Source organism: Georgenia satyanarayanai, from assembly GCF_900116375.1.
GTDB classification, from domain to species: Bacteria; Actinomycetota; Actinomycetes; order Actinomycetales; family Actinomycetaceae; genus Oceanitalea; species Oceanitalea nanhaiensis.
Genome location: NZ_UETB01000001.1, coordinates 200,476 through 220,516, shown reverse-complemented (window position 1 = coordinate 220,516; position 20,041 = coordinate 200,476). Strand labels below are relative to the sequence as shown.

Here is a 20,041-nt window from a genome sequence, read left to right as displayed (position 1 = left end):
ACGAACGACGATGAGCGAGCAGACCCCAGCCTCCACCCCCGCCGCGAGCGGCGCGCCGGGCGGCGTGCCCGTGCCCAAGCGGGTGCGTGTCCACCACCTCGCGCAGATGAAGGAGCGCGGCGAGCCGATCACCATGCTCACCGCCTACGACGCCGTCACCGGTCGGATCTTCGACGAGGCGGGCATCGACATGCTCCTCGTGGGCGACTCGATCGGGAACACCATGCTCGGCCTCCACGGGACCATCCCCGTGACGCTGGACGAGATGATCCCCGCCGCGCGCGCCGTCACGGGGGCCGCGCACCGTGCCATGGTCGTCGCCGACCTGCCCTTCGGCTCCTACGAGGCCTCGCCCCAGCACGCCTTCGCCTCCGCGGTGCGGATGCTCAAGGAGGGCGGGGTGCACGCCGTCAAGCTCGAGGGCGGGGAGCGGATCGCCGAGCACGTGCGCCTGCTCTCCCAGTCCGGGATCCCCGTCGTCGGCCACCTCGGCTTCACGCCGCAGTCGGAGAACAGCCTCGGCGGCGCCCGGGTCCAGGGCCGCGGGGACGAGGCCGCCGAGCGGCTCGTCCAGGACGCCGTCGCGCTTCAGGAGGCCGGCGCCGTCGCCGTCGTCCTCGAGATGGTGCCCGCCCCGGTGGCCGAGCGCGCCACCGAGGTGCTCCACATCCCCACGATCGGGATCGGCGCGGGACCGGGCTGCGACGGCCAGGTGCTCGTGTGGACCGACATGGCCGGAATGACGGCGTGGGCGCCGCGCTTCGCCCGCAAGTTCGGGGACGTCGGGGCGGCGCTGTACACCGCGACCCGCACCTACGCCGGGGCCGTGCGCGAGCGCACCTTCCCCGGGCCGGAGCACACCTTCGCCGAGTAGCGGCACGCCGACGGACGTGAGCTCCCCGGTTCCCCTCGGCGAGACCCGCTGCGAGGCGGGAGCCCGGAGGAGAACCGGGGAGCTCAGCGGGCGGCGCCGCGCGGGGCGGCGCTACTCGTCCGCGTTCCAGGCCTTGTCGGCCTCGTCCCAGGCCTCGTTGCGGTTCGCGGCCTTCTCGTAGGCCTCGGCCGCCGCCTCCCGTGAGGGGTAGGGGCCCATCCGGTTGAGCGAGCCGGACACCTTGCCCTCCTCGATCTCCCCGGTGCGGGTGTTGAGGTAGAACTCGCCCAGGTCGTGGGGCTTGGTGACCTTCTCGATCCGGTCCTCGCGGTCCTCCGCGGGCTCGTTGACACTAGCCATGGCGCCTCCTTCGTCGGGCCGTACGTAGACTCGGGTCCATGCTTGCCGATCGCGCCCCGCTGGGCACCCTGACACCCGGAACGATCTCCCCGCGGCGGCCGGTCCCCACCTCCATCGACTACCCCGAGTACGTCGACCGGCCCGAGCCGCAGCCCTTCACGGGCAGCGAGGTCAACGACGCCGAGACGGTCGAGCGCATCCGCCGCACCGCCCGCCTCGCCGCCCAGGCACTGGCGCACGTCGGTGCCGCCGTCCGCCCCGGCATCACCACCGACGAGCTCGACCTCATCGGTCACGAGTTCGCCCTCGAGCACGGCGCCTACCCCTCCTCGCTCGGCTACCGCGGCTTCCCCAAGGGCCTGTGCACCTCGGTCAACGAGGTCGTGTGCCACGGCATCCCGGACAGCACCGTCCTGTCGGAGGGGGACATCGTCAACGTCGACATCACCCTCTTCCGCGAGGGTGTGCACGGCGACAACAGCGCGACCTTCCTCGTCGGCGACGTCGACGAGGAGTCCCGCCTGCTCGTCGAGCGCACCCGCAAGGCGATGGAGCGCGGCATCCGGGCCGTCAAGCCAGGCCGTGAGATCAACGTCGTCGGCCGCGTCATCGAGGCCTACGCCAAGCGGTTCGACTACGGCGTGGTCCGCGAGTTCACCGGCCACGGCGTGGGCCGCGCCTTCCACTCCGGGCTCATCGTCCCCCACTACGACGCCGCCCCCGAGCACAACGAGGTGATGGAGCCGGGCATGGTCTTCACCATCGAGCCGATGCTCACCCTCGGCTCCCCCGAGTGGGACCTGTGGGACGACGGCTGGACCGCCGTCACCACCGACCGCGGCCGCACCGCCCAGTTCGAGCACATGGTGCTGGTGACCGACGACGGCCCGGAGATCCTCACCCTGCCGTAGCCTCACCGTCCTCGCGAGTACGCACCTACGGTCACCGGGCGGCCCCCAGGCGGGCGCCGTCGTGACCGTAGGTGGGTACTCGGCGAGGAGGGAGGGCGCCGTCAGCTGCCGCGGTAGCGCGAGGGCGGGACGCCGACGACGGCGGTGAAGGCGCGCGTGAGGTGGGCGTGGTCGGCGAATCCGAGGGACGCCGCGAGCGCCGCGAGGTCCTGCCCCCGCCCCGCGTCGAGCGCGGCGACGGCGTCCTGCAGGCGGTGGCGGCGCAGCACCCACAGCGGGGAGGCGCCCACGTACCGCGCGAAGAGCCGCTGCAGCGTGCGCACCGACACGTGGACCTGCTCCGCGACCGTCGCGAGCGTCACGTGCTCCCGCCGGCGCATGAGGGCCACCGCGTCCCGCACCGTGCGGTAGCCCTCGTCGGCGCGCACCGCGTCGAGGCGTGGCGCGAGCACCTCGGACAGGTGGCCGGCCAGGACGTCGCGGCGAGCGGCGTCGTCGTCCTCGGCGAGGACGTCGCGGGTGAGGGGGCCGACGACGTCGCCCAGCACCTCCCGCGCGGGCACCACGGTGCCGGTGAGGTCGGCGACGCCCCGGCCGAGCAGCGCGGCCAGCCCGCCCGGGTGGAAGGCGAGCCCGGCGACCCGGCCGGCGACGGGCAGGTCGACGGTGAAGACCCGGGTGACCAGGCCGTGGACGAGCGCGGCGGGGACCGGCAGGCCGTGGAGCACGCCGCCCTCGGCGGCCTCGACCGTGAGGTGGGTGACCGGGTGGGACAGGACCTGCTGGCGGAACGGCACCCGCTCCGCACGGCGCCACGTCACCCACCAGTAGTGGGCGGCGACCTCACCGAGCGGCCCGGGCACCGGCAGGCGGCCGGAGTCGAACACGTCCGTGCCCGCCGCCGGCCACAGCACGGCGCCGTCCCCACCCTGGCGCGGATCTTCAAGCCCCACGCACCGCACTCTAGGGAGGCTGGGCGCATGAGCACACACCTTCCCGAGGGCTACACCTCCCTCAGCCCGCTCGTCGTCGTCTCCCCCGCGCGCGAGGCGGTCGACTTCTACCGCGCCGTCCTCGGCGCGCGCGTGGTCACCCGCATGGACGGGCCCGACGGCTCGGTCTGGCACTGCGAGCTCGACCTGGGCCACGGCCGGATGACGGTCATGGACCCGAACCCGCAGTTCCACGCCGTCGCCAGCGACCCGGGCAGCGACGACGCCAGCTTCTCGATCGCCGTCTACGTCCCCGACGTCGATTCCACCCTCGCCGCCGCCCGCGAGCGCGGCGCACGGGTGCGGGAGGAGGCCGCGGACTTCGCGGTGACCGGGGACCGCTACGCCTCGATCCAGGACCCCTACGGCGTGCGGTGGACGCTCATGACCCGCGTGGAGCACCGGACGGACGCGGAGGTCCAGCAGGGGCTGGACGCGTGGCGGGCCTCCCTCGAGCAGCCGGCGTGACGGCCTGGCGGTAGGCTCCCAGTCGCCTCCCGCCGTCGACCACCGGAGCACCCTCGATGTCCACCTCCAGCACGCCCACCGCCTTCGGTATCGACATCGGCGGGTCCGGGATCAAGGGCGCGCCCGTCGACCTCGCCGCGGGTGAGCTCACCACCGACCGGGTGCGCATCCCCACCCCGGCCAAGTCCACGCCCGAGGCGGTGGCCGCCGTCGTCGAGGAGCTCGTCGCCGGCTTCGACCTCGCCCCCGACGTGCCGGTCGGGCTGACGTTCCCCGCCCCGATCAAGCACGGCGTCGTGCCGTTCATCGCCAACCTCCACGAGTCGTGGCAGGGCGTGGACGTGCCGCAGGTGATGAGCGAGGCGATCGGGCGGCGGGTCGTCGCGGTCAACGACGCCGACGCCGCCGGCTACGCCGAGACCGTCTACGGCGCCGCGAAGGGCGTCGAGGGCCTCGTGCTGGTCGTCACGCTCGGTACGGGCATCGGCTCGGCCCTCATCGCGAACGGCACCCTCGTGCCCAACACCGAGCTCGGGCACCTCGAGATCGACGGCCACGACGCCGAGAGCCGCGCCGCCGACTCCGCGCGCGAGCGCGAGGAGCTGTCGTGGAAGAAGTGGGCCAAGCGGCTGCAGCGCTACTTCGAGACGGTGGAGATGCTCTTCTCCCCCGACCTCATCGTCGTGGGCGGCGGGGTGAGCAAGAAGGCCGACCAGTTCCTCCCGCTCCTGGAGCTCCAGGCCCCGATCGTGCCGGCCGCGCTGCGCAACCAGGCCGGGATCGTCGGCGCCGCCGCGCTCGCCGCCGCGAACCACCGCTGACGTGCTCGAGCAGGTCTCCGCCCGCGTCTGGGTCACCACCTCCCCCACCTGGCTCACCACCTCCACCGTCGTCGTGGACGACGACGGCGCGTGCCTCGTCGTCGACCCCGCCCTCACCCCCGCGGACCTCGTCTCCCTCCAGCGCGAGCTCACCGATCGCGGCTGGCACGTGGCCGCCGCCTTCTCGACACACCCCCACTGGGACCACACGCTGTGGTCCGAGGCGCTGCCCGACGTCCCGCGCTGGGCGACCCCGGCGGCGGCCGCCGCGTGCACCGACGAGGAGCTCGCCGCCCAGGCGGCACGCGACCTCCCCGGCCACCGGTGGGACGTCGTCGGCGGGACGACGCCACTGCCGCCGGACACGACCGAGCTGCCGTGGACGGGCCCCCGCGCCGTCGTCGTCGCGACGCCCGGTCACGCGCCGGGGCACGCGAGCCTGCACCTGCCGGGCGAAAGGGTGCTGCTCGCCGGGGACATGCTCTCCGACGTCGAGGTCCCGCTGCTCGACGACGGGCCCGGCGCCGTCGACGCCTACCGGCGCTCCCTGCAGCGGCTCGCGGACGTCGTTGCCGGGTGTGACGCCGTCGTGCCGGGGCACGGGCGGGTCACCGACGCCGCGGCGGCGAGCCATCGCCTCGCGGCCGACCACCGCTACCTCGACGACCTCACCGCCGGTGCCGAGCCGCTCGACCCGCGCCTGGGTGACCAGCGGGTGCGCGCGGAGCACGAGGCCCAGGCGGCGCGGCTGCCGGTCTGAGCGACGGCCGGCTCAGCCGGCGACGACGGCGAGGACCAGCGCCACGGCGAGGACGAGGGTGTGCAGCGCGTTGAGCCCGACGACGAGCACCGCGCCCCACCCGAGGCGCGAGTGCCGCAGTCCCCACACGCCGAGCGCGAGGCCGAGCGGGCCGAGCGCCAGGGCCGCGCAGACCATCGCCCCGACCATGAGGCCGTCGGCCCGCCTGGTCTCGACGGTCGCCGGCTCCTCCTCCGTCCGGGTCAGCAACGGGACTGCCCCCGCGCCCCGGCTGCGCGGGCGGTGGCGCGGGTCGCGCAGGTAGCGCCGGCGGCGCACGTGGAGAGCCACGGCGGTGAGCCCGGCGAGCACCGCCACCGCCACCCACACCAGGGTCACCCACAGGGCTGCCCCGAAGCTGCGGTCCCAGAAGGGCGCGCGGCCGACCATCCAGCCGGCCGTCGCCGCGCGCACCGTGAACGCGCAGGCGAGCACGGCGATCCACACCATGCCGAGGGGCGGGACACGGTCGGACGGCTCGTGCCGCAGCACCCTCGCGAGCCCCGGGGGCAGCACGACGCGCGGCCCGACCGTGCTCTTCACCTGCTCGGACAGCGGCTCGCGCCAGGACCGCACCGCGGAGTGCACGGCCAGCCCCACACCCCAGCAGGCGAGGAGCGCCAGCACCGGCAGGTGGCCGTGGAGGAGCACGGCGACAACGTGGGCGGACCAGCGCTCGGTGAGCGTGTCCGAGTCGATGCCGTCCAGCAGGACCTCGAGGGTCAGCGGTGCCACCAGCGGCCGACGGAAGCGGGCCGCCAGGTAGAGCCACATCGCCACGGCGCCCGTCGTCGCGATGACGACGACGGCCTGCCGCGCGGGCGTGGCGAGCAGCGAGCGTGAGCGGGTGGCCGGAGCGCTGCGCCCGGCCGCGGGACCGGTCCCCACGCCTCAGTAGCCGCGCAGGCGGGTGAGGTCGCGCCGCTCGCGCTTGGTGGGACGGCCGGCACCGCGCTCGCGCCGCGGGACGGCGGCCTGCTCGACCCTCGGCGGGGGCGGCGGGGTCTCGTCGATCATCGCCTGGGCGGCGAGCGGGGCGCCGACGCGCTTGCGCAGCGGCCGCTGGACGACGACGGTGCGCTCCTGCGGGCCGCCCGTCACCACCACCCGGCTGCCGATGCCGACGAGGGTGGCGGGCTTGGCGCGGTCGCCGTCGACGCGCACGTGGCCGCCGCGGCAGGCGGCCTGGGCCTGGCTGCGGGTCTTGAAGATCCGCACCGCCCACAGCCAGCTGTCCACACGCACGGAGTCCTCGGCCATGGACCGATGCTACGCGGACCGGCCGGGTGACCTCCCCGGATCACCTCACGCCGACGCGGGCCGAGCGGGGAGGTCGGAGGAGAACCGGGGAGGTCGCCGGCGGCGGCGCGGGCTACATCGCGCGGGCGACGCTGCGGCGCAGCGCCCAGGCGCCGAGGAGGACGAGGACCACGGCCATCGCGGCGAGCACGCCCAGCTGCGGGGCGATGTCGGCCAGGCCGCCGTCGTGGCGCTGGATCTCGGCGAAGGCCTCGTAGCCCCAGGCGTGCGGGGTGGCGTGGGCGACCGTGCGCAGGGTGTCGGGCATGAGCTCGAGGGGGAACATGCACCCGCCGAGCGCGGCGAGCACGAGGCCCAGTCCCACGGCCACCCCGTTCGCGGCGCCCTCGTGGTCCATGAGGGAACCGAGCAGCATCGCTGCGCCCGTGGCCACCGCCCCGAAGACGAGGACGATGAGCAGCGCGAGGCCCACGCTGCCGAAGTCGACGTCGAAGAGCAGCGCGCTGGCCACCATGATGTAGAGCCCCTGGAAGCTCGCGATGACCCACCGGCCGAGCAGCTGGCCGAGGATCGCCTGCGCGCCGGACACCGGCGCGGCGAGGACCCGGCCCTGGACGCCCAGGCGGCGGGACTGGATGAGCGTGACCGCGCTGCCGAGGGTGGACAGGAAGACGAAGAGCAGGACCATCGTCGCCGCGCCGAGGTCGAACTGGCCCAGGCCGCCGAGCTCCTGGGCGATCTCGTCGACGTCGACGGCGCGCAGCTCCACCGGCGCCACGGCCTCGCGGCTCGCGGCGAGCGCCGTCCCGGCCTCGGCCTCGGGCACCCCCGCGTCGATGAGCGCGGTGAGCTGGGTGCGGTCCACGGACAGGGTCTGCAGCGCGGTGCGCACGAGCTGCACCGCCGCCGGCGAACCGGCGTCCGAGGAGGAGATGAGCTCGACCTGCGCGGGGGCACCGGCCGCGAAGGCCTCCTCGGCGGCGTCGTCGACGAGCAGGCCGATGTCCACCCGTCCGCGGGCGACGCGCTCGCGCATGTCCTCGGGGCCGGTCTCGGTCACGGTGCCGCCGGCATCGGTGAGCTCGGCCGCGAGCGCCGCGCTCAGCTCGCCGCCGCTGCCGGTGAGCGCCACCCGCCCCGAGGGCCCCCCGCCGCCGAACTGCAGGCCGATGACGACGACGAGCAGCAGCGGGAAGATGAGCGCGAAGAAGATGTTCGAGCGGTCGCGGGTGAAGCGGCGCAGCTCGGTGCCGGCGATCGCCAGGGGCGCCCTCATGCCGTCACCCCGCGGTCGGGCACGAGCCGCGACAGGAGCGCGCACACCGCGGCGAAGGCGAGCATCATCGCGACCGGTCCCGCGACGTCGGCCAGTCCCCCGCCGCCGGCGGTGATGCCGAGCGCGCGGGTGAAGGCGGCGACGGGATTGAGGTCGAGGAGCGTGGCGGCCACGCCGCCGGCGGCGATGGGGAAGAACGCGCCGCCGGCCATCCCGAGGACGACCGCGAGGATCGCCTGGGCCACCCCCGCCTGCTCGGCGGTGCGCGCCACCCGGGCGACGACGAACATGAGCGAGGTGGCGGCGGCGACGACGCTGAGGACGAGGACGAGGACGACCGGCTCGGAGCCGAAGTCGACCTCGAACAGGAGCGTCCCGGCCGTGAGGAGGACGAGCGTGGCGGCGACCCCGAGGACGTAGCTCGACAGCGCCTTGGCCCCGACGATGAGCCCGGGGCGCATCGGCATCGACCGCAGCCGCGCCAGGGTGCCCTGCTCGCGCTCGTTGACCAGGGCCAGCACCCCGAAGCCCACGGTGAAGAGCAGGAACAGGCCCGCCTGCCCGGCGACCGTCGTGGCGGCGGGGTTGAGCTGCTCGGTCGCCGTCGTGCCCTCGACGGTGGAGACGGCGGGGGGCGCCTGGGCCACCTGCTGCCCGACGGCACCCACGGCCTCCTCCCCCAGCCCGAGCTCGGCGGCGGCCTGCGTGGCGACGGTCCCGGCCGTCATCTGCTCGGTGACAGCGCGGACGACGAGGGCGAGGACGTCGGTCTCCAGACCCGCGCCGTCGCCCTCGACGAGGTCGACGGTGACGGGCTCCCCGGCGGCGACGGCCGCGCCGAAGCCCTCGGGCACGACGATCCCCAGGGCCGCCTCGCCCGCCTCGGCGAGCGCGCGCACCTCCTCGGGAGCGACCTCCTCGACGCTCACCTCGAAGTCCTCGACCTCCTCGAGCGTGGCGAGCAGGACGGTGGCGAGCTCGTCGTCGGCGGGGGCGGCGGCCGCGACCGTGACGGCGCCGAGCTCGGGGGCGTCGCTGCCGGAGAAGACGAGGTTCATGACGAACATGAGGGCCACGGGCACGAGGACGCCCATGATGAGGACGGAGCGGTCGCGCACCCGCTGGCGCAGGTCGCCGACGGTCATCGTGAGGAGCGGTCGCATGTCAGTCCCGCAGCGCCTTGCCGGTGAGGTGGAGGAAGACCGACTCGAGGTCGGGCCGGGTGATCTCGACGTCGGACAGCTCCATCCCGCTGCGGCCCGCGGTCGTCACGACGGCGGCCACCGCCGTCGGGGCGTCGCGAACGTGCAGGAGGATGCCTCGCCCCTCGGCGACGACGGTCTCGACGGCGGACAGCTCCCGCAGCGCGGTGGCCGCCCCCGCGGTGTCCCCGGTGCCGACGAGGCGGATCTCGTCGAGCTCACCGATGATCCGGATGAGCTCCTGGCGGGTGCCCTCGGCCTGGAGGCGGCCGGCGTCGATGATGCCGATGCGGTCGCACAACCGCTCGGCCTCCTCCATGTAGTGGGTCGTGTAGAGGACGGCCATGCCCTCGGTCGACAGCGCCTCGACGGACTCGAGGATCGCGTTGCGCGACTGCGGGTCCACGCCGACGGTCGGTTCGTCGAGGATGAGGAGCTCGGGGCTGTGGAGCAGCCCGATGCCGATGTTGAGCCGGCGCTTCATCCCGCCGGAGAACTCCTTGGTCGGGTCCTTGGCGCGGTCCGCGAGGCCGATGAGGTCGAGCACCTCGGCGGTGCGGTGCTTGAGGGCGGCGCCGCCCAGACCGTGGAGGCGTCCGAAGAAGTGGAGGTTCTCCCGGGCGGTGAGCTCGGGGTAGATCGCGAGGTCCTGCGGGACGAGGCCGAGGTACCGCTTGGGCTCGACCTTCCGCGGCCCCATCCGCCGCCCGCCCACGGTCACCTCGCCGTCGTCGGCCGCGAGCAGGCCGGCGACCATCGAGATGGTCGTCGTCTTGCCGGCGCCGTTGGGGCCGAGCAGCCCGTAGGTCTCGCCCGGGGCGATGCGGAAGGAGACGCCGTCGACGGCGGTGAGGCCACCGAAGCGGCGGACCAGCCCGGACACCTCGAGGACGGGGGAACCGGTGCGCGGCTCGGCGGGACGGTGGGCGACGTCGCTCGTCACGTGAGCTCCTGCGGGTGGGGGGCCGGTACGGTCCATCGTGGCACACCGCGAAGCGCTCCCACCGGGGATTTTCGTCCCGCGACCGAGGCGCGAACGCCCGCCCGCGCGTTCCCGGGCCGCTACTGTGCCGACGAGGCACCGGTCCCGGCGCCTTCTCGACAGGGGGGACACGTGCCGCGACACCGACTTCTGGCCCTGGGGACGCTCGCCGTCCTCGCCGTCAGCGCCTGCGACGGCGCGGACCCGACGGCAGTCGCCGCCGGGCGAAACGCCCCGCCCGCGGAGGCGGCTGTCGCACCGACCGACACGCCGGCCGCGTCCCCCGCGCTCACCGGGCCGGACGGTTCGCCGCTGAGCGTCACCGAGCTCGACATCCCCGCGCCGGACGACGCTGCGGAGGTGACCGTGGAGGTCCTCCGCACGCTGAGCTACCGCGAGGGTGAGGACGCGACGGTGACCCCGCGCGCCGTCTCCCCGTCCGGGGAGGTGCTCATCTCGACCACCGACCCGGGCTCCTTCGACGGCGCCGCGCTCGAGCTGCTCGCGACGACGCCGGTCCACCTGTGGACGGAGGAGGGGCTGGACCCCCTGGGGAGCACCGAGGCTCTCGTCCCGGGCGACGCGCACCGCCAGGTGGTGAGCGCGACCTTCGCCGGCGGGTCACCGGCGTGGCACGAGACCACGGGCCTGCAGGCCGGCACCTCGGACTGGCGCATGGTCGCCCGCCCCGGGGCCGCCCCCGTCCTGCTGGCCCGCTCGGAGCAGCTGTTCCCCGCCGGGGAGCTGCCCGGCCTCGCGGGGCACCCGCGGCTGACAGCCGCCGGGGACCGTGTCGGCTGGGAGACGGTCGAGGAGCGGGAGGACGGCACGCTGCGGACCCGCCTCGTCTCCGTGCCGGTGTCGGGCGGGGAGCTGCGGACGGAGGCCGAGCTCGCCACCATGCCCGCCGGAGCGGCCGACGGCTGGGTCACCGTGCGCGTGGAGGACAGGGACGTCGTCGGCGTGGACGAGGACGGCGGCCCCCTCGCCGCGCAGACGAGCATCGACGTCGTCACGCCGGGTGGGGACACCCGCACGCTCGTGGAGCTGCACGGTGGCACGGTGTCGCAGCTGGCCGCCGGTGGCGGCCAGGTCCTCGCGTGGGCGGACCAGACGGACGTCTACGTCGGGACGACCGGGCGGTCCGCGGTCCAGCGCCTCGTCGCCGCACCCGGCACCAGCGTCGTCCCCTCCTCGCTGGCGGTGTGCGGTGAGCACGTCGTGTGGGCGGCCTCCTCCACCGGCGGGCCCGCCACGACCTACGTCCTGCACCCCGCCACCGGTCGGGCCGGCGCGCTGCCCGCCGTCGCCGGCGACGCAACCATCGTGTGCGGTGGCCCCTACCTCGCGTGGACGCAGGTGGACGACGGCGGCGGGGAGCACGTGGTGACGCTCGCTCGGCTCGCGGCGCCGACCGGCGCGGGGTGAGCGAGCGCGCCGGGTCAGCGCCTCGGGGAGCGGCCGCGAAAACTGCTGGGCCGCGATCCTCTGCGGCGGTACCGTCCCCGCCATGAGCACCCGCCCGCCGACCGGCGACGACGCGACCGCCGACGCCCCGGCCGGCACGGACGTCCTCGTCACCCCCGAGGCCGCCCTGCGCGCGAACCGGGAGAACTGGGACGACCGCGCCGACATCCACGCCGGCTCCGCGATGTACGACCTCCCCGGGTTCGTCGCCGATCCGGGCCTCATCAGCGACGTCACCGCCGAGGACCTCGCGATCCTCGGGCCGCACCTGCCGGGCGGGACCGTCGCCGGCCTCGACGTCGTCCACCTCCAGTGCCACGTCGGGAAGGACACGCTGTCCCTCGCCCGGCTCGGTGCGCGCGTCACCGGGATGGACCTGTCGTCCCGGAGCCTGGAGATCGCCCGCGAGCTCGCGCGGGACTGCGGGCTCGAGGCGCGCTTCGTCGAGGCTGACGTCCAGCACGCGGCCGACGCCCTGGACGACACCTTCGACGTCGTCTACACGAGCATCGGCACGGTCACCTGGCTGCCCGACCTCACCTCCTGGGCACGCAGCATCGCCCGTCTCCTGCGCCCCGGCGGCACCTTCTTCATCCGGGACGGTCACCCGATGCTCTACACCCTCGACGACGAACGCAGCGATCTGCTCGCCGTGCGGCACCGGTACTTCCCGTCGGGGCTGTCCCAGACCTGGGTGGACACGTACTCCTACACCGGTGACGAGCAGCCGATCGAGCACCCGCGCACGTACGAGTGGCCCCACTCGCTGGCCGAGATCATCGGCTCGCTGCTCGGGGCGGGACTGCGGATCACGAGCATGGGCGAGCAGCAGACGGTCCCGTGGCCGGCGCACCCCCTCATGGAGGAGACCGACGGCGCGTGGGCCTTCCCGGAGCCGCTGCGTCAGAGGGTGCCCACGACGTACAGCATCACGGCGGTCAAGGACGACTGAGCCGGCGGAGCAGCGCCGTCGTCGCCTCGAAGAGGACGGGCACGGCAAGCCCGAAGGCGACGTGCCCGACCAGTCCTCGCAGGTGCGACGCGAGCGGGTAGTCCCCGGGCGGCGCCGCGGAGCCCACGAGCGGGTTGGCGACCTCGTCGACGACGACGGAGACGGACAGGCCGAGGACGAGCCCCGCCGGCACCGGCCGCAGGCCGAGGCGACGGCGCAGGAGGACGTAGCCGGGGACGAGGGCGGTGCCCATGGCGTAGTGGAAGGCGAGGCCGAGCCTCTCCGCGGTCCCCGGGTCCAGCCGTCCGCCGACGAGGGCAGCCGCCTGCTGGACGAGCGCCGCGTAGGCGACGTCGCTGCTCGCCTCCTCCTCCCGCCGCCTCGACTCCGCGGACTGCCGTGCCTGGAAGGCGGTGGTCGCCCGGTTCATCACCCAGGAGGCGCCCACGCCGGCGACGACGGTCGCTGCGGCGTCCTGGACGAGGTCCGTGCGCATGTCGTCCTCCCGGGTCGAGGCCGTGCTCGTGGTCGACGGTAGTCGCGGGCGGGCGCCGTCGCGCGCTCGCGGCGGCGCACGGACCCGCGGCGGCGCACGGAGCCGCGGCGGCCGAGCCGCCCGCCCGCACCACCGCGGTCAGGGGCCGAGCCCCTCGGGGCACGGGCCCTCCTGCACGCTCTGGCTGGCCACGAGCCACGTCCCCTCGTGGTCGGTGAGCCGCACGACGAGATGGACCGGATCGCCGTCGAGCTCGTAGACCACGGTGCCGTCACTCTCCTCCAGGGCACCCTCGATGCGCAGGCACACGTCGAGCGCGACACCGAACCCGGTGCCGTCCGCCTCCGGCACGAGGAGGGAGTGCAGCTCCATGCCGAGCACCTCGGCGCCACCGTCCACCAGCCGGCCGGCCTCGGCGATCGCTGCCGCCTCGACCTCCAGCGCCTCACGGACGTCACCGGTGGCGGTGGCGACGAGCTCCTCGACGAGGTCGGGGTCGGTGAACCCCGTCCTCGCCGCGGCGTCGTACGCCGCACGGTGGTCGACGTAGGCCGCCTCGGCCTCCAGCACCAGGCCGTCGATCTCCTCCTCGGGCGGCATGCGTGCGGCGAGCTCCGGGGGCAGGGTCGGACCCTCGGGAGCGGCGGTGTCCGGGTCTGGCTGCGGCGTGGTGGGCGGCTCGGCGCTGCGGCTGGGGCTCGGCGTCGGCGACGGCGGTTCCCGCGGGGGCTCGGGCCCGGGGCCGCACCCGGCGAGCACGAGAACGAGGGCAGTGACCATGACGGTGGCTGGGCGGACTCGCACGGGACCTCCTGCGGCTCACGGTGGACGGACCCACCGGCGATCCCCAGGATGTCGCGACCGGCCGACGCGCGTGGCCGCGGGAGCCCGGCCTGTGGACGGCGCGAGCACGACGGGAACCTGTGGACCACGTGGTCACCGGTCTGCCCGTGGGCGGACCGGCCCGGAGGGCGGATGAGTCGGCCGGTACGCCGGGTTCTGTCCCGCAGCCCGTTGCCGGGCCGCGGTGGCGGCCATCCATCTACGACGTACGTTGCCGCACGCCTCCAGCGACCTACCCGCAGGCTCGGGCGAGCAGCCCTCAGGCGCCTGCTGTCTGGTCTTGCTCCGGGTGGGGTTTACCGAGCCGTACCGGTCACCCGGCACGCTGGTGGTCTCTTACACCACCGTTTCACCCTTACCGCCGCGGCCCGGAGGCTGCGACGGCGGTCTGTTTTCTGTGGCACTGTCCCGCGGGTCACCCCGGGTGGGCGTTACCCACCACCCTGCTCTACGGAGCCCGGACGTTCCTCGTCGCCCCGAGGGGCGCCGCGACCGCCTGGCCGACTCATCCGCCCGCCGAGTCTAGCCGACCGGGCCCCCCACCAGACGCGCCGGGCACCCCATGACGTGGACCTCGCCGCGCCCGCTCCACCGGCGCACGACGCTGATCGTCCCCGGCGCGATGCGGAACACGTCCCACGCCGCCGTCGGCGCCTCGACCACCGTGCCGATGACGGCGGCGATGACGTCCGCGTGGGCCGCGACGACGACGGTGCAGCCCCCGCAGGTCTCGTCCAGCCACTCCAGGGCGCGGGTCACCCGGGCGGCGACGTCCTCGCGGGACTCCCCGGGCGCCGTCGCCGCGAAGTCGTCGTCGACGGTCGGCAGGCCGAGGTCGGCGACCTCGCTGATGAGCTCGGCGGTCTGCTGGGCACGGACGAGCGGGGAGGCGAGCAGCATGGTCGGACGGGCCAGGTGCGGCCACAGCGTGTCGCCGATCGTGTCGACGACGGCCGCCGCGGCGCCGGCCAGCTCCAGGCCCTCGTCGGTGAGCTCGGGGTCCTCCTCGCCGTCGCGCGGGGCCCAGCCCGGGCTGACGAGGACGATCGTCATCGCCTCGGGGTCCGCGAGCGAGGGCGCCTCCGTGTCGACGTCGGGGATCGGCGGCTCCTCGTCGTCGTCGGAGGGTGCGCCGGCGTGGGCAAGTGCGCTGTCGGCGGTAAGTGCGCTGTCGGCGGGCGGGGGGCCGCCGGTAGCAAGTGCGCTGTCGGCGGGCGGGGGGCCGCCGGTAACAAGTGCGCTGTCGGCGGCAGGGGGGTCGGCGGAGTAGGTGGTCGTGATGGTGCCGCGGCTGTCCATGGCGGCGTTCGCGAGCGCGTCGGCGGCGGAGTTCTCCGCGCGCGGGACCCACGTGTAGGTCACCTGGCCGGCGGGCAGGATGCCGCGGGCCTCGTCGGCGAGGCGCCGCATGTCGGCGTGCTTGATCTTCCAGCGGCCCGACATCTGCTCGACGACCAGCCGGGAGTCCATGCGGACCTCCACCTGAGCCGTCGGGTCGATCTGCGCCGCGGCCCGCAGCCCGGCGACGAGACCGCTGTACTCGGCGACGTTGTTCGAGCACTCACCGAGGTACTCGGCCCGCTCGGCGAGCACGGTGTCCCCTTCCCGCACGAGCGCCCCGTACCCGGCGGGTCCCGGGTTGCCGCGGGAGCCGCCGTCGGCCTCGACGACGAGGACCCGCCCGGAGGCGGCCAGCCCCCGCTCGGCCGTGCCCTCCGCGGCGGCGGTGGGCTCGGTGTCGAAGAGGCTGGCCTGGCTCACTTCGGTTCCATCCTCACGATGATGTAGCCGTAGTCCTCGTGCTGGACGACCTGCTCGGCGGGCGCCGAGTGGATGGCGTCGAGCTCGGTGAGGGAGAAGTCGAGCTGGGTGCCCTCGGTGCGCGACCCGTACAGCGCGACCGCGGCCAGGCCACCGGTGCGTTCCCGCACGCGGTCGTACAGGGCCAGCAGCCCGGCGTCGGTCTGGTCCGCGGCGGCGGCGCGCTCCCGGGCGACGGACTCGAGCTGGCCGTCGATGGTGCTCCACTCGGCGTCGCGGGCCGCGACGTGCCGGGCGACGTCCGCGGCGATGGCGGCCTCCTGCTCGCCGAGCTCGGCGAGGCGGGACTCGGCCTCCTCGAGGCGCTCCATGACCTCCAGCTCGGCCTCCTCCAGGTCGCCCTGGCGGCGGGCGAGCTGCTCGAGCTCGGCCTGCAGCGCCTGGGCCTCCTTGGCGGAGACCGCACCGGAGTCGAGGCGGGCCTGGTGACGGGCGGCGCGCTGGCGCACCTGCTCGACGTCGGACTCCGCCTTGGCGACCTCACGGCGGATGTCACCGACGACCGTGCGCTCCTCCACCTGCGCGCCGCGCAGGTCCTCGAGCCGGCTCTCGAGCTCGGCGATCGTCTCGAGCACGCGCAGCGTGCGGCGCTGGTGGGCCAGCTTCGCGGCGCGCGTGTCGAGCGTCTGGATGTCGAGCAGTCGGTGCTGGTCGGCCACCGGGGCTGTGGTCACGGGGTGACTCCCTCGTTGTCGGTCGTGGTGCCATTGTCAGGGGCGCCGAGGCGCAGCGTCCACGGGTCTGTGACGATCGTGCTCACCCGGGTGCGCAGCGGGGCGCCGCTCTCGCGCGCGTCCGCCTCCAGCCGGGCCGCCGCGACGGGCAGCCAGGGCCACTCGCTGGCCCAGTGGGTGGCGTCGATGAGGTAGGGCGGGCCGGCCTCCAGGGCCTCGGAGGCCGGGTGGTGGCGCAGGTCGGCGGTGAGGTAGACGTCGGCGCCCAGGGCGCGGACCGTGCCGAGCAGCGAGTCGCCCGAGCCGCCGCACACCGCGACCCGGCTGACCTCGGCGTCCAGGTCCCCCGCCACGCGGATGCCCTGCGCCGTGGCGGGCAGGGCCGCGGCGACGCGCTCGGCCAGCGCGCGCAGCGTGGTGCGCGCCGGGAGGGTGCCGATGCGGCCGATGCCCGTGCCCGCCGGGCGGGTGGCGTGCTCGAGGACGGAGAAGGCCGGCTCCTCGTAGGGGTGGGCGGCGCGCAGCGCGGCGAGCACGGCGGCCCGCCGCTCGCGCGGCACGGTCATCTCGAGGCGGTCCTCGGCCACCTCGGTCACCTCTCCGCGCGCGCCGATCGTGGGGTTGGCGGCGGCGCCGGGTCGGAAGGTGCCCTGGCCGGCGACGGTGAAGGCGCAGCGGTCGTAGTCGCCGATGGCGCCCGCGCCGGCGGCGGCGAGCGCGTCGAGGACGGCGGCGGTGTCCTCACGGGGGACGAACACGGTGAGCGTGTCGAGCGCGGCGGCGTCGTGCGGGGTGAGGGGATGGCGCTCGCTCAGGTCGAGGAGGTCGGCGAGCGCGTCGGCCACTCCCCCGGCCGCGGAGTCGGCGTTGGTGTGCGCGGTGTACAGCGCGCAGCCCGCGCGGACGAGGTCGTGGACCACCCGCCCCTTGGGGGTGGTCGCGGCCACCGAGGTGGTCCCGCGCAGGTAGAGCGGGTGGTGGGTGACGAGCAGGTCCACGCCGGCGGCGATCGCCTCGTCGGCGACGGCCTGGACGGGGTCGACGGCGAACATCACCGTCCGCACCGGCGCGTCGGGGTCACCGGCGACGAGGCCGACGGCGTCCCAGCCCTCCGCCGTCCGCGGCGGGTATCGCTGCTCGAGGAGGCCGACGACGTCGGCCACGGTCAAGGTGCTCGCCATGCCCCCAGGCTATCCGTGCCCACCGGCGCCCCCCGCCACACCACTTCCGCCGAGTACGCACATACGGTCACCTGGACGGGCGGAACCCGCCGCCTGGTGACCGTATGTGCGTATTCGCGGGTGAGGGGGGTTGGCTCTAGCTCAGGCGAGCTGGACGTCGGCCAGGGTGATCTCCGTGCCCGCGAGCGCCTGGCTCACCGGGCAGGTCTCCTTGGCCTTGCGGGCGAGCTCGTCGAAGGTCGCGGCGTCGATGCCCTCGACGGTGCCGCGGACGGTGAGCTCGATGCCGGTGATGCCGGTGCCCGCGACGAAGGTGACCGCCGCGCTCGTGTTGAGCTGGGTGGGCGGGGTGCCGTTCTCCTTGAGCATGTTGGAGAACTGCATGGCGTAGCAGGTCGCGTGGGCCGCTGCGATGAGCTCCTCGGGGGTGGTCGTCCCGCCCTCCTGCTCACCGCGGGACTGCCACGCGACGTCGAAGGTCGCCTTGCCGGAGGTCTCCAGGGTGGTGGTGCCGGAACCGGTGAACAGCTCGCCGTTCCACTCGGTGCTCGCCTTGTTGACCACGGGGTTGGGCATGGGTCTCTCCTTCGCACACGGGGCGGCCCGGAGGCCGGCGGCGCCGGATCTGCGCCGACCCGTCCATCCCACCACAGGGCCGTCGCGAGCACATCGCAGGGGCCCCGGTAACCTGGGCGCACCCCCAACCCGCATCGAAGGAGAAGCATGCAGACGCGCACCCTGGGCCGGACCGGCCGCACCGTCTCGGCCATCGGCCTCGGCACCTGGCAGCTCGGCGCGGACTGGGGGGACGTGGCCGAGGCCGACGCCCTCGCCGTCCTCGACGCCTCCGCGCAGGCCGGTGTCACCTTCTTCGACACCGCCGACGTCTACGGCGACGGCCGCAGCGAGTCGATCATCGCGCAGTGGCGGCGCGCCAACCCCGGCACGGACGTCACGGTCGCGACGAAGATGGGTCGGCGCCTGCCGCAGGAGCCCGAGAACTACTCGATGGACAATTTCCGGGCGTGGACCGACCGCTCGCGCCGCAACCTCGGCGTCGAGACCCTGGACCTCGTCCAGCTGCACTGCCCGCCCACGGCGGTGTACGGCATCGACCGCGTCTTCGACGACCTCGACACCCTCGTCGAGGAGGGCGTCACCGCCGCCTACGGCGTGAGTGTCGAGACGGCCGAGGAGGCGCTGGCCGCGATCGCGCGTCCCCACGTCGCGACCGTGCAGATCATCCTCAACGCCTTCCGCCTCAAGCCGCTGGAGCAGGTGCTGCCGGCCGCCCGCGAGGCCGGCGTCGGGATCATCGCCCGTGTCCCGCTCGCGAGCGGGCTGCTGTCGGGGCGCTACACCCCCGAGACGACCTTCGCGGAGAACGACCACCGCAGCTTCAACCGCCACGGTGAGGCCTTCGACGTGGGCGAGACCTTCTCCGGCGTCGACTTCGAGACCGGCGTGCGCGCCGCCGCCGAGTTCGCCTCCGTGGCCCGCCTCCTCGTCCCGCAGGCGACGACGGCACAGGTCGCGCTCGCCTGGGCTGCCTCCCAGGACGGCGTCTCCTCCGTCATCCCCGGCGCCCGCAACCCCGAGCAGGCCCGCGCCAACGCCGCGGCCGGCTCCCTCGAGCTGCCGCCCGAGCTCGACGACGCGGTCTGCACCATCTACGACCGCGACCTGCGCGCGGCCATCCACCCGCGCTGGTGACGCGAGGCAGTCACCGGCCGTGACGGGAGTCCGGATCGGCCGGTGACTGCTCGCGCCAGTGCTCCACCAGCTCCTTGGTCCTCACCACGCGCAGCGCCGTGACGAGCGCGACGCCACCGAGCACGTTGAACAGCACGGTGTAGCCGAACCAGGCGAGCCAGTCGACGAGGGCGATGTCGGCGCCCGCATGGATGGCGCCGAAGACCAGCAGCGAGTCCAGGATGGAGTGGAAGAGCTGGAGCCCGGCGAGCAGGAAGCCGCCGGCGAGGCCCGCCACGACCCGGACGATGTCGGAGTCCGTGCCCTTCTGCATGCGGGTCATCAGCGTCATGGTGCTGCCGCCGAGGACCGCGAGGCAGACCGCCTGCAGCGTGAAGGGGGCGTCGACGAAGTGCCGGGCGGACTCCTCGAGCACCTCCGACCACTGCGGGAAGGCCTGGACGACGATCCACATGAAGAGCCAGCCGCCCACGAGGTTGGCCAGCAGCGTCCCCGCCCACAGCTTGCCCAGCTGCCAGATGCTCGCCTGACGGGTGGCCAGGCCCATGATCGGCACGAGGAAGTCCTCGGTGAACAGCTCGCTGTGCGCGAGGAGCACGGCGATGAAGCCGATCCCGAAGGCGAGCCCGGCGAGGAGGTGGCTGTCGGTCTCGTGGAGCACGGCCAGGTAGGCCATGACACCGAGCCCCACCTCCATGCCGCCGAACATCCCGGTGATGACGACGGAGCGGACGGTCCGGTGCAGCCGCTCGGCACCCTCCTCCATCGTCCGGTCGAAGGCCTCCTGAAGGTGCTGCTCGACCGGGAAGTCCGTCTCGCCGAGCTCCCGGCGTCTCTCCTCGCTCATCCCGCTCTCCCTGACGTCTCGGTAGCACCGCTCGGGGGCCACGGTGACACGCCGTCGGCGAGCGCGCGCTGCGAGGGCGTGCCGGTGGTCGGCGCCTGTGCC

The 20,041-nt window shown here is 74.6% G+C and carries 22 protein-coding genes and 1 other RNA gene; 8 read left to right on the top strand and 15 right to left on the bottom strand.

Translation table 11 applies throughout. The features are described from left to right. Positions 1 to 10: 10 nt before the first annotated feature. Complete coding sequence (panB, locus tag DSZ44_RS00975; RefSeq protein ID WP_110850724.1) at positions 11 to 874, top strand: 3-methyl-2-oxobutanoate hydroxymethyltransferase; 864 nt, start codon at positions 11 to 13, stop codon at positions 872 to 874. Positions 875 to 985: 111 nt separating this feature from the next. On the opposite strand, the gene DSZ44_RS00970 is transcribed toward panB, so the two are convergent. Beyond that, positions 986 to 1,234, bottom strand: coding sequence for a hypothetical protein (locus DSZ44_RS00970; protein WP_258369128.1), 249 nt, complete (start codon positions 1,232 to 1,234; stop codon positions 986 to 988). 38 nt (positions 1,235 to 1,272) lie between these two features. Here DSZ44_RS00970 and map point away from each other — a divergent pair, with 38 nt between their 5' ends. Beyond that, positions 1,273 to 2,145, top strand: coding sequence for a type I methionyl aminopeptidase (gene map / locus DSZ44_RS00965; RefSeq protein WP_110850723.1), 873 nt, complete (start codon positions 1,273 to 1,275; stop codon positions 2,143 to 2,145). A 101-nt stretch (positions 2,146 to 2,246) separates the two neighbouring features. Here map and DSZ44_RS00960 read toward each other — a convergent pair whose 3' ends face one another. Continuing rightward, positions 2,247 to 3,098 (bottom strand): AraC family transcriptional regulator, encoded by an 852-nt coding sequence (locus DSZ44_RS00960; RefSeq protein WP_146237447.1) that lies wholly within the window; start codon positions 3,096 to 3,098, stop codon positions 2,247 to 2,249. Positions 3,099 to 3,125: 27 nt separating this feature from the next. On the opposite strand from DSZ44_RS00960, the gene DSZ44_RS00955 reads away from it, so the two are divergent. The 3 genes from DSZ44_RS00955 to DSZ44_RS00945 are packed head-to-tail and all read left to right on the top strand — an operon-like array spanning position 3,126 to position 5,186. Further along, positions 3,126 to 3,605, top strand: coding sequence for a VOC family protein (locus DSZ44_RS00955; protein ID WP_110850721.1), 480 nt, complete (start codon positions 3,126 to 3,128; stop codon positions 3,603 to 3,605). Between the two features lie 56 nt (positions 3,606 to 3,661). Then, positions 3,662 to 4,426 (top strand): polyphosphate--glucose phosphotransferase, encoded by a 765-nt coding sequence (gene ppgK, locus DSZ44_RS00950; protein ID WP_110850720.1) that lies wholly within the window; start codon positions 3,662 to 3,664, stop codon positions 4,424 to 4,426. Position 4,427: 1 nt separating this feature from the next. After that, positions 4,428 to 5,186, top strand: a complete 759-nt coding sequence (locus DSZ44_RS00945; RefSeq protein ID WP_110850719.1) for an MBL fold metallo-hydrolase — start codon at positions 4,428 to 4,430, stop codon at positions 5,184 to 5,186. A gap of 12 nt (positions 5,187 to 5,198) precedes the next feature. Here the strand turns inward: DSZ44_RS00945 and DSZ44_RS00940 are convergent, their stop codons facing one another. From DSZ44_RS00940 to DSZ44_RS00920, 5 genes are all read right to left on the bottom strand, one after another. Then, positions 5,199 to 6,113, bottom strand: a complete 915-nt coding sequence (locus tag DSZ44_RS00940; protein WP_110850718.1) for a hypothetical protein — start codon at positions 6,111 to 6,113, stop codon at positions 5,199 to 5,201. Positions 6,114 to 6,116: 3 nt separating this feature from the next. Continuing rightward, complete coding sequence (locus tag DSZ44_RS00935) at positions 6,117 to 6,485, bottom strand: RNA-binding S4 domain-containing protein (RefSeq protein WP_110850717.1); 369 nt, start codon at positions 6,483 to 6,485, stop codon at positions 6,117 to 6,119. 112 nt (positions 6,486 to 6,597) lie between these two features. Next, positions 6,598 to 7,761, bottom strand: a complete 1,164-nt coding sequence (locus DSZ44_RS00930; protein WP_110850716.1) for an ABC transporter permease — start codon at positions 7,759 to 7,761, stop codon at positions 6,598 to 6,600. Beyond that, positions 7,758 to 8,924, bottom strand: a complete 1,167-nt coding sequence (locus tag DSZ44_RS00925; protein ID WP_258369127.1) for an ABC transporter permease — start codon at positions 8,922 to 8,924, stop codon at positions 7,758 to 7,760. The genes DSZ44_RS00930 and DSZ44_RS00925 overlap by 4 nt, the downstream gene beginning before the upstream one ends. Before the next feature lies 1 nt (position 8,925). Then, positions 8,926 to 9,906 (bottom strand): ABC transporter ATP-binding protein, encoded by a 981-nt coding sequence (locus tag DSZ44_RS00920; protein WP_258369126.1) that lies wholly within the window; start codon positions 9,904 to 9,906, stop codon positions 8,926 to 8,928. Between the two features lie 171 nt (positions 9,907 to 10,077). Between DSZ44_RS00920 and DSZ44_RS00915 the strand changes: the two genes are divergently transcribed. Together DSZ44_RS00915 and DSZ44_RS00910 are read left to right on the top strand one after the other, a co-directional pair. Then, positions 10,078 to 11,373, top strand: coding sequence for a hypothetical protein (locus tag DSZ44_RS00915; RefSeq protein ID WP_110850714.1), 1,296 nt, complete (start codon positions 10,078 to 10,080; stop codon positions 11,371 to 11,373). Positions 11,374 to 11,455: 82 nt separating this feature from the next. Beyond that, a complete protein-coding gene (locus tag DSZ44_RS00910) occupies positions 11,456 to 12,364 on the top strand; it encodes a class I SAM-dependent methyltransferase (protein WP_110850713.1) in 909 nt (302 codons plus the stop codon). Here DSZ44_RS00910 and DSZ44_RS00905 read toward each other — a convergent pair. The 7 genes from DSZ44_RS00905 to DSZ44_RS00875 all read right to left on the bottom strand — a co-directional run bounded on the left by DSZ44_RS00905 (position 12,351) and on the right by DSZ44_RS00875 (position 17,955). Then, on the bottom strand, positions 12,351 to 12,860 hold the full coding sequence (locus DSZ44_RS00905) for a DUF1440 domain-containing protein (protein ID WP_110850712.1): 510 nt from the start codon (positions 12,858 to 12,860) through the stop codon (positions 12,351 to 12,353). The genes DSZ44_RS00910 and DSZ44_RS00905 overlap by 14 nt on opposite strands. A gap of 138 nt (positions 12,861 to 12,998) precedes the next feature. Beyond that, positions 12,999 to 13,664 (bottom strand): hypothetical protein, encoded by a 666-nt coding sequence (locus DSZ44_RS00900; protein ID WP_146237446.1) that lies wholly within the window; start codon positions 13,662 to 13,664, stop codon positions 12,999 to 13,001. 168 nt (positions 13,665 to 13,832) lie between these two features. Continuing rightward, an RNA gene (rnpB, locus tag DSZ44_RS00895) (RNase P RNA component class A) lies at positions 13,833 to 14,211 on the bottom strand. A gap of 14 nt (positions 14,212 to 14,225) precedes the next feature. Continuing rightward, the gene (locus DSZ44_RS00890) at positions 14,226 to 15,464 is read right to left on the bottom strand and encodes a histidine phosphatase family protein (protein ID WP_309146693.1); all 1,239 of its coding nucleotides are present in this window, start codon (positions 15,462 to 15,464) and stop codon (positions 14,226 to 14,228) included. Then, positions 15,461 to 16,198, bottom strand: coding sequence for a zinc ribbon domain-containing protein (locus DSZ44_RS00885; protein WP_110850710.1), 738 nt, complete (start codon positions 16,196 to 16,198; stop codon positions 15,461 to 15,463). The genes DSZ44_RS00890 and DSZ44_RS00885 overlap by 4 nt, the downstream gene beginning before the upstream one ends. Beyond that, positions 16,195 to 17,379, bottom strand: coding sequence for a Nif3-like dinuclear metal center hexameric protein (locus DSZ44_RS00880; RefSeq protein ID WP_110850709.1), 1,185 nt, complete (start codon positions 17,377 to 17,379; stop codon positions 16,195 to 16,197). Before DSZ44_RS00880 ends, DSZ44_RS00885 begins: the two co-directional genes overlap by 4 nt. 141 nt (positions 17,380 to 17,520) lie before the next feature. Beyond that, positions 17,521 to 17,955 (bottom strand): OsmC family peroxiredoxin, encoded by a 435-nt coding sequence (locus DSZ44_RS00875; protein WP_110850708.1) that lies wholly within the window; start codon positions 17,953 to 17,955, stop codon positions 17,521 to 17,523. Positions 17,956 to 18,102: 147 nt separating this feature from the next. On the opposite strand from DSZ44_RS00875, the gene DSZ44_RS00870 reads away from it, so the two are divergent. Continuing rightward, on the top strand, positions 18,103 to 19,092 hold the full coding sequence (locus tag DSZ44_RS00870; RefSeq protein ID WP_110850707.1) for an aldo/keto reductase: 990 nt from the start codon (positions 18,103 to 18,105) through the stop codon (positions 19,090 to 19,092). Positions 19,093 to 19,102: 10 nt separating this feature from the next. Here the strand turns inward: DSZ44_RS00870 and DSZ44_RS00865 are convergent, their stop codons facing one another. Then, on the bottom strand, positions 19,103 to 19,939 hold the full coding sequence (locus DSZ44_RS00865; RefSeq protein WP_110850706.1) for a formate/nitrite transporter family protein: 837 nt from the start codon (positions 19,937 to 19,939) through the stop codon (positions 19,103 to 19,105). Positions 19,940 to 20,041 lie beyond the last annotated feature (102 nt).

Coding starts and splice junctions, on each gene's coding strand:
- panB (WP_110850724.1), top strand. CDS start 11: ATGAGCGAGCAGACCCCAGCCTCCACCCCCGCCGCGAGCGGCGCGCCG.
- DSZ44_RS00970 (WP_258369128.1), bottom strand. CDS start 1,234: ATGGCTAGTGTCAACGAGCCCGCGGAGGACCGCGAGGACCGGATCGAG.
- map (WP_110850723.1), top strand. CDS start 1,273: ATGCTTGCCGATCGCGCCCCGCTGGGCACCCTGACACCCGGAACGATC.
- DSZ44_RS00955 (WP_110850721.1), top strand. CDS start 3,126: ATGAGCACACACCTTCCCGAGGGCTACACCTCCCTCAGCCCGCTCGTC.
- ppgK (WP_110850720.1), top strand. CDS start 3,662: ATGTCCACCTCCAGCACGCCCACCGCCTTCGGTATCGACATCGGCGGG.
- DSZ44_RS00935 (WP_110850717.1), bottom strand. CDS start 6,485: ATGGCCGAGGACTCCGTGCGTGTGGACAGCTGGCTGTGGGCGGTGCGG.
- DSZ44_RS00930 (WP_110850716.1), bottom strand. CDS start 7,761: ATGAGGGCGCCCCTGGCGATCGCCGGCACCGAGCTGCGCCGCTTCACC.
- DSZ44_RS00925 (WP_258369127.1), bottom strand. CDS start 8,924: ATGCGACCGCTCCTCACGATGACCGTCGGCGACCTGCGCCAGCGGGTG.
- DSZ44_RS00910 (WP_110850713.1), top strand. CDS start 11,456: ATGAGCACCCGCCCGCCGACCGGCGACGACGCGACCGCCGACGCCCCG.
- DSZ44_RS00905 (WP_110850712.1), bottom strand. CDS start 12,860: ATGCGCACGGACCTCGTCCAGGACGCCGCAGCGACCGTCGTCGCCGGC.
- DSZ44_RS00880 (WP_110850709.1), bottom strand. CDS start 17,379: ATGGCGAGCACCTTGACCGTGGCCGACGTCGTCGGCCTCCTCGAGCAG.
- DSZ44_RS00875 (WP_110850708.1), bottom strand. CDS start 17,955: ATGCCCAACCCCGTGGTCAACAAGGCGAGCACCGAGTGGAACGGCGAG.
- DSZ44_RS00870 (WP_110850707.1), top strand. CDS start 18,103: ATGCAGACGCGCACCCTGGGCCGGACCGGCCGCACCGTCTCGGCCATC.
- DSZ44_RS00865 (WP_110850706.1), bottom strand. CDS start 19,939: ATGAGCGAGGAGAGACGCCGGGAGCTCGGCGAGACGGACTTCCCGGTC.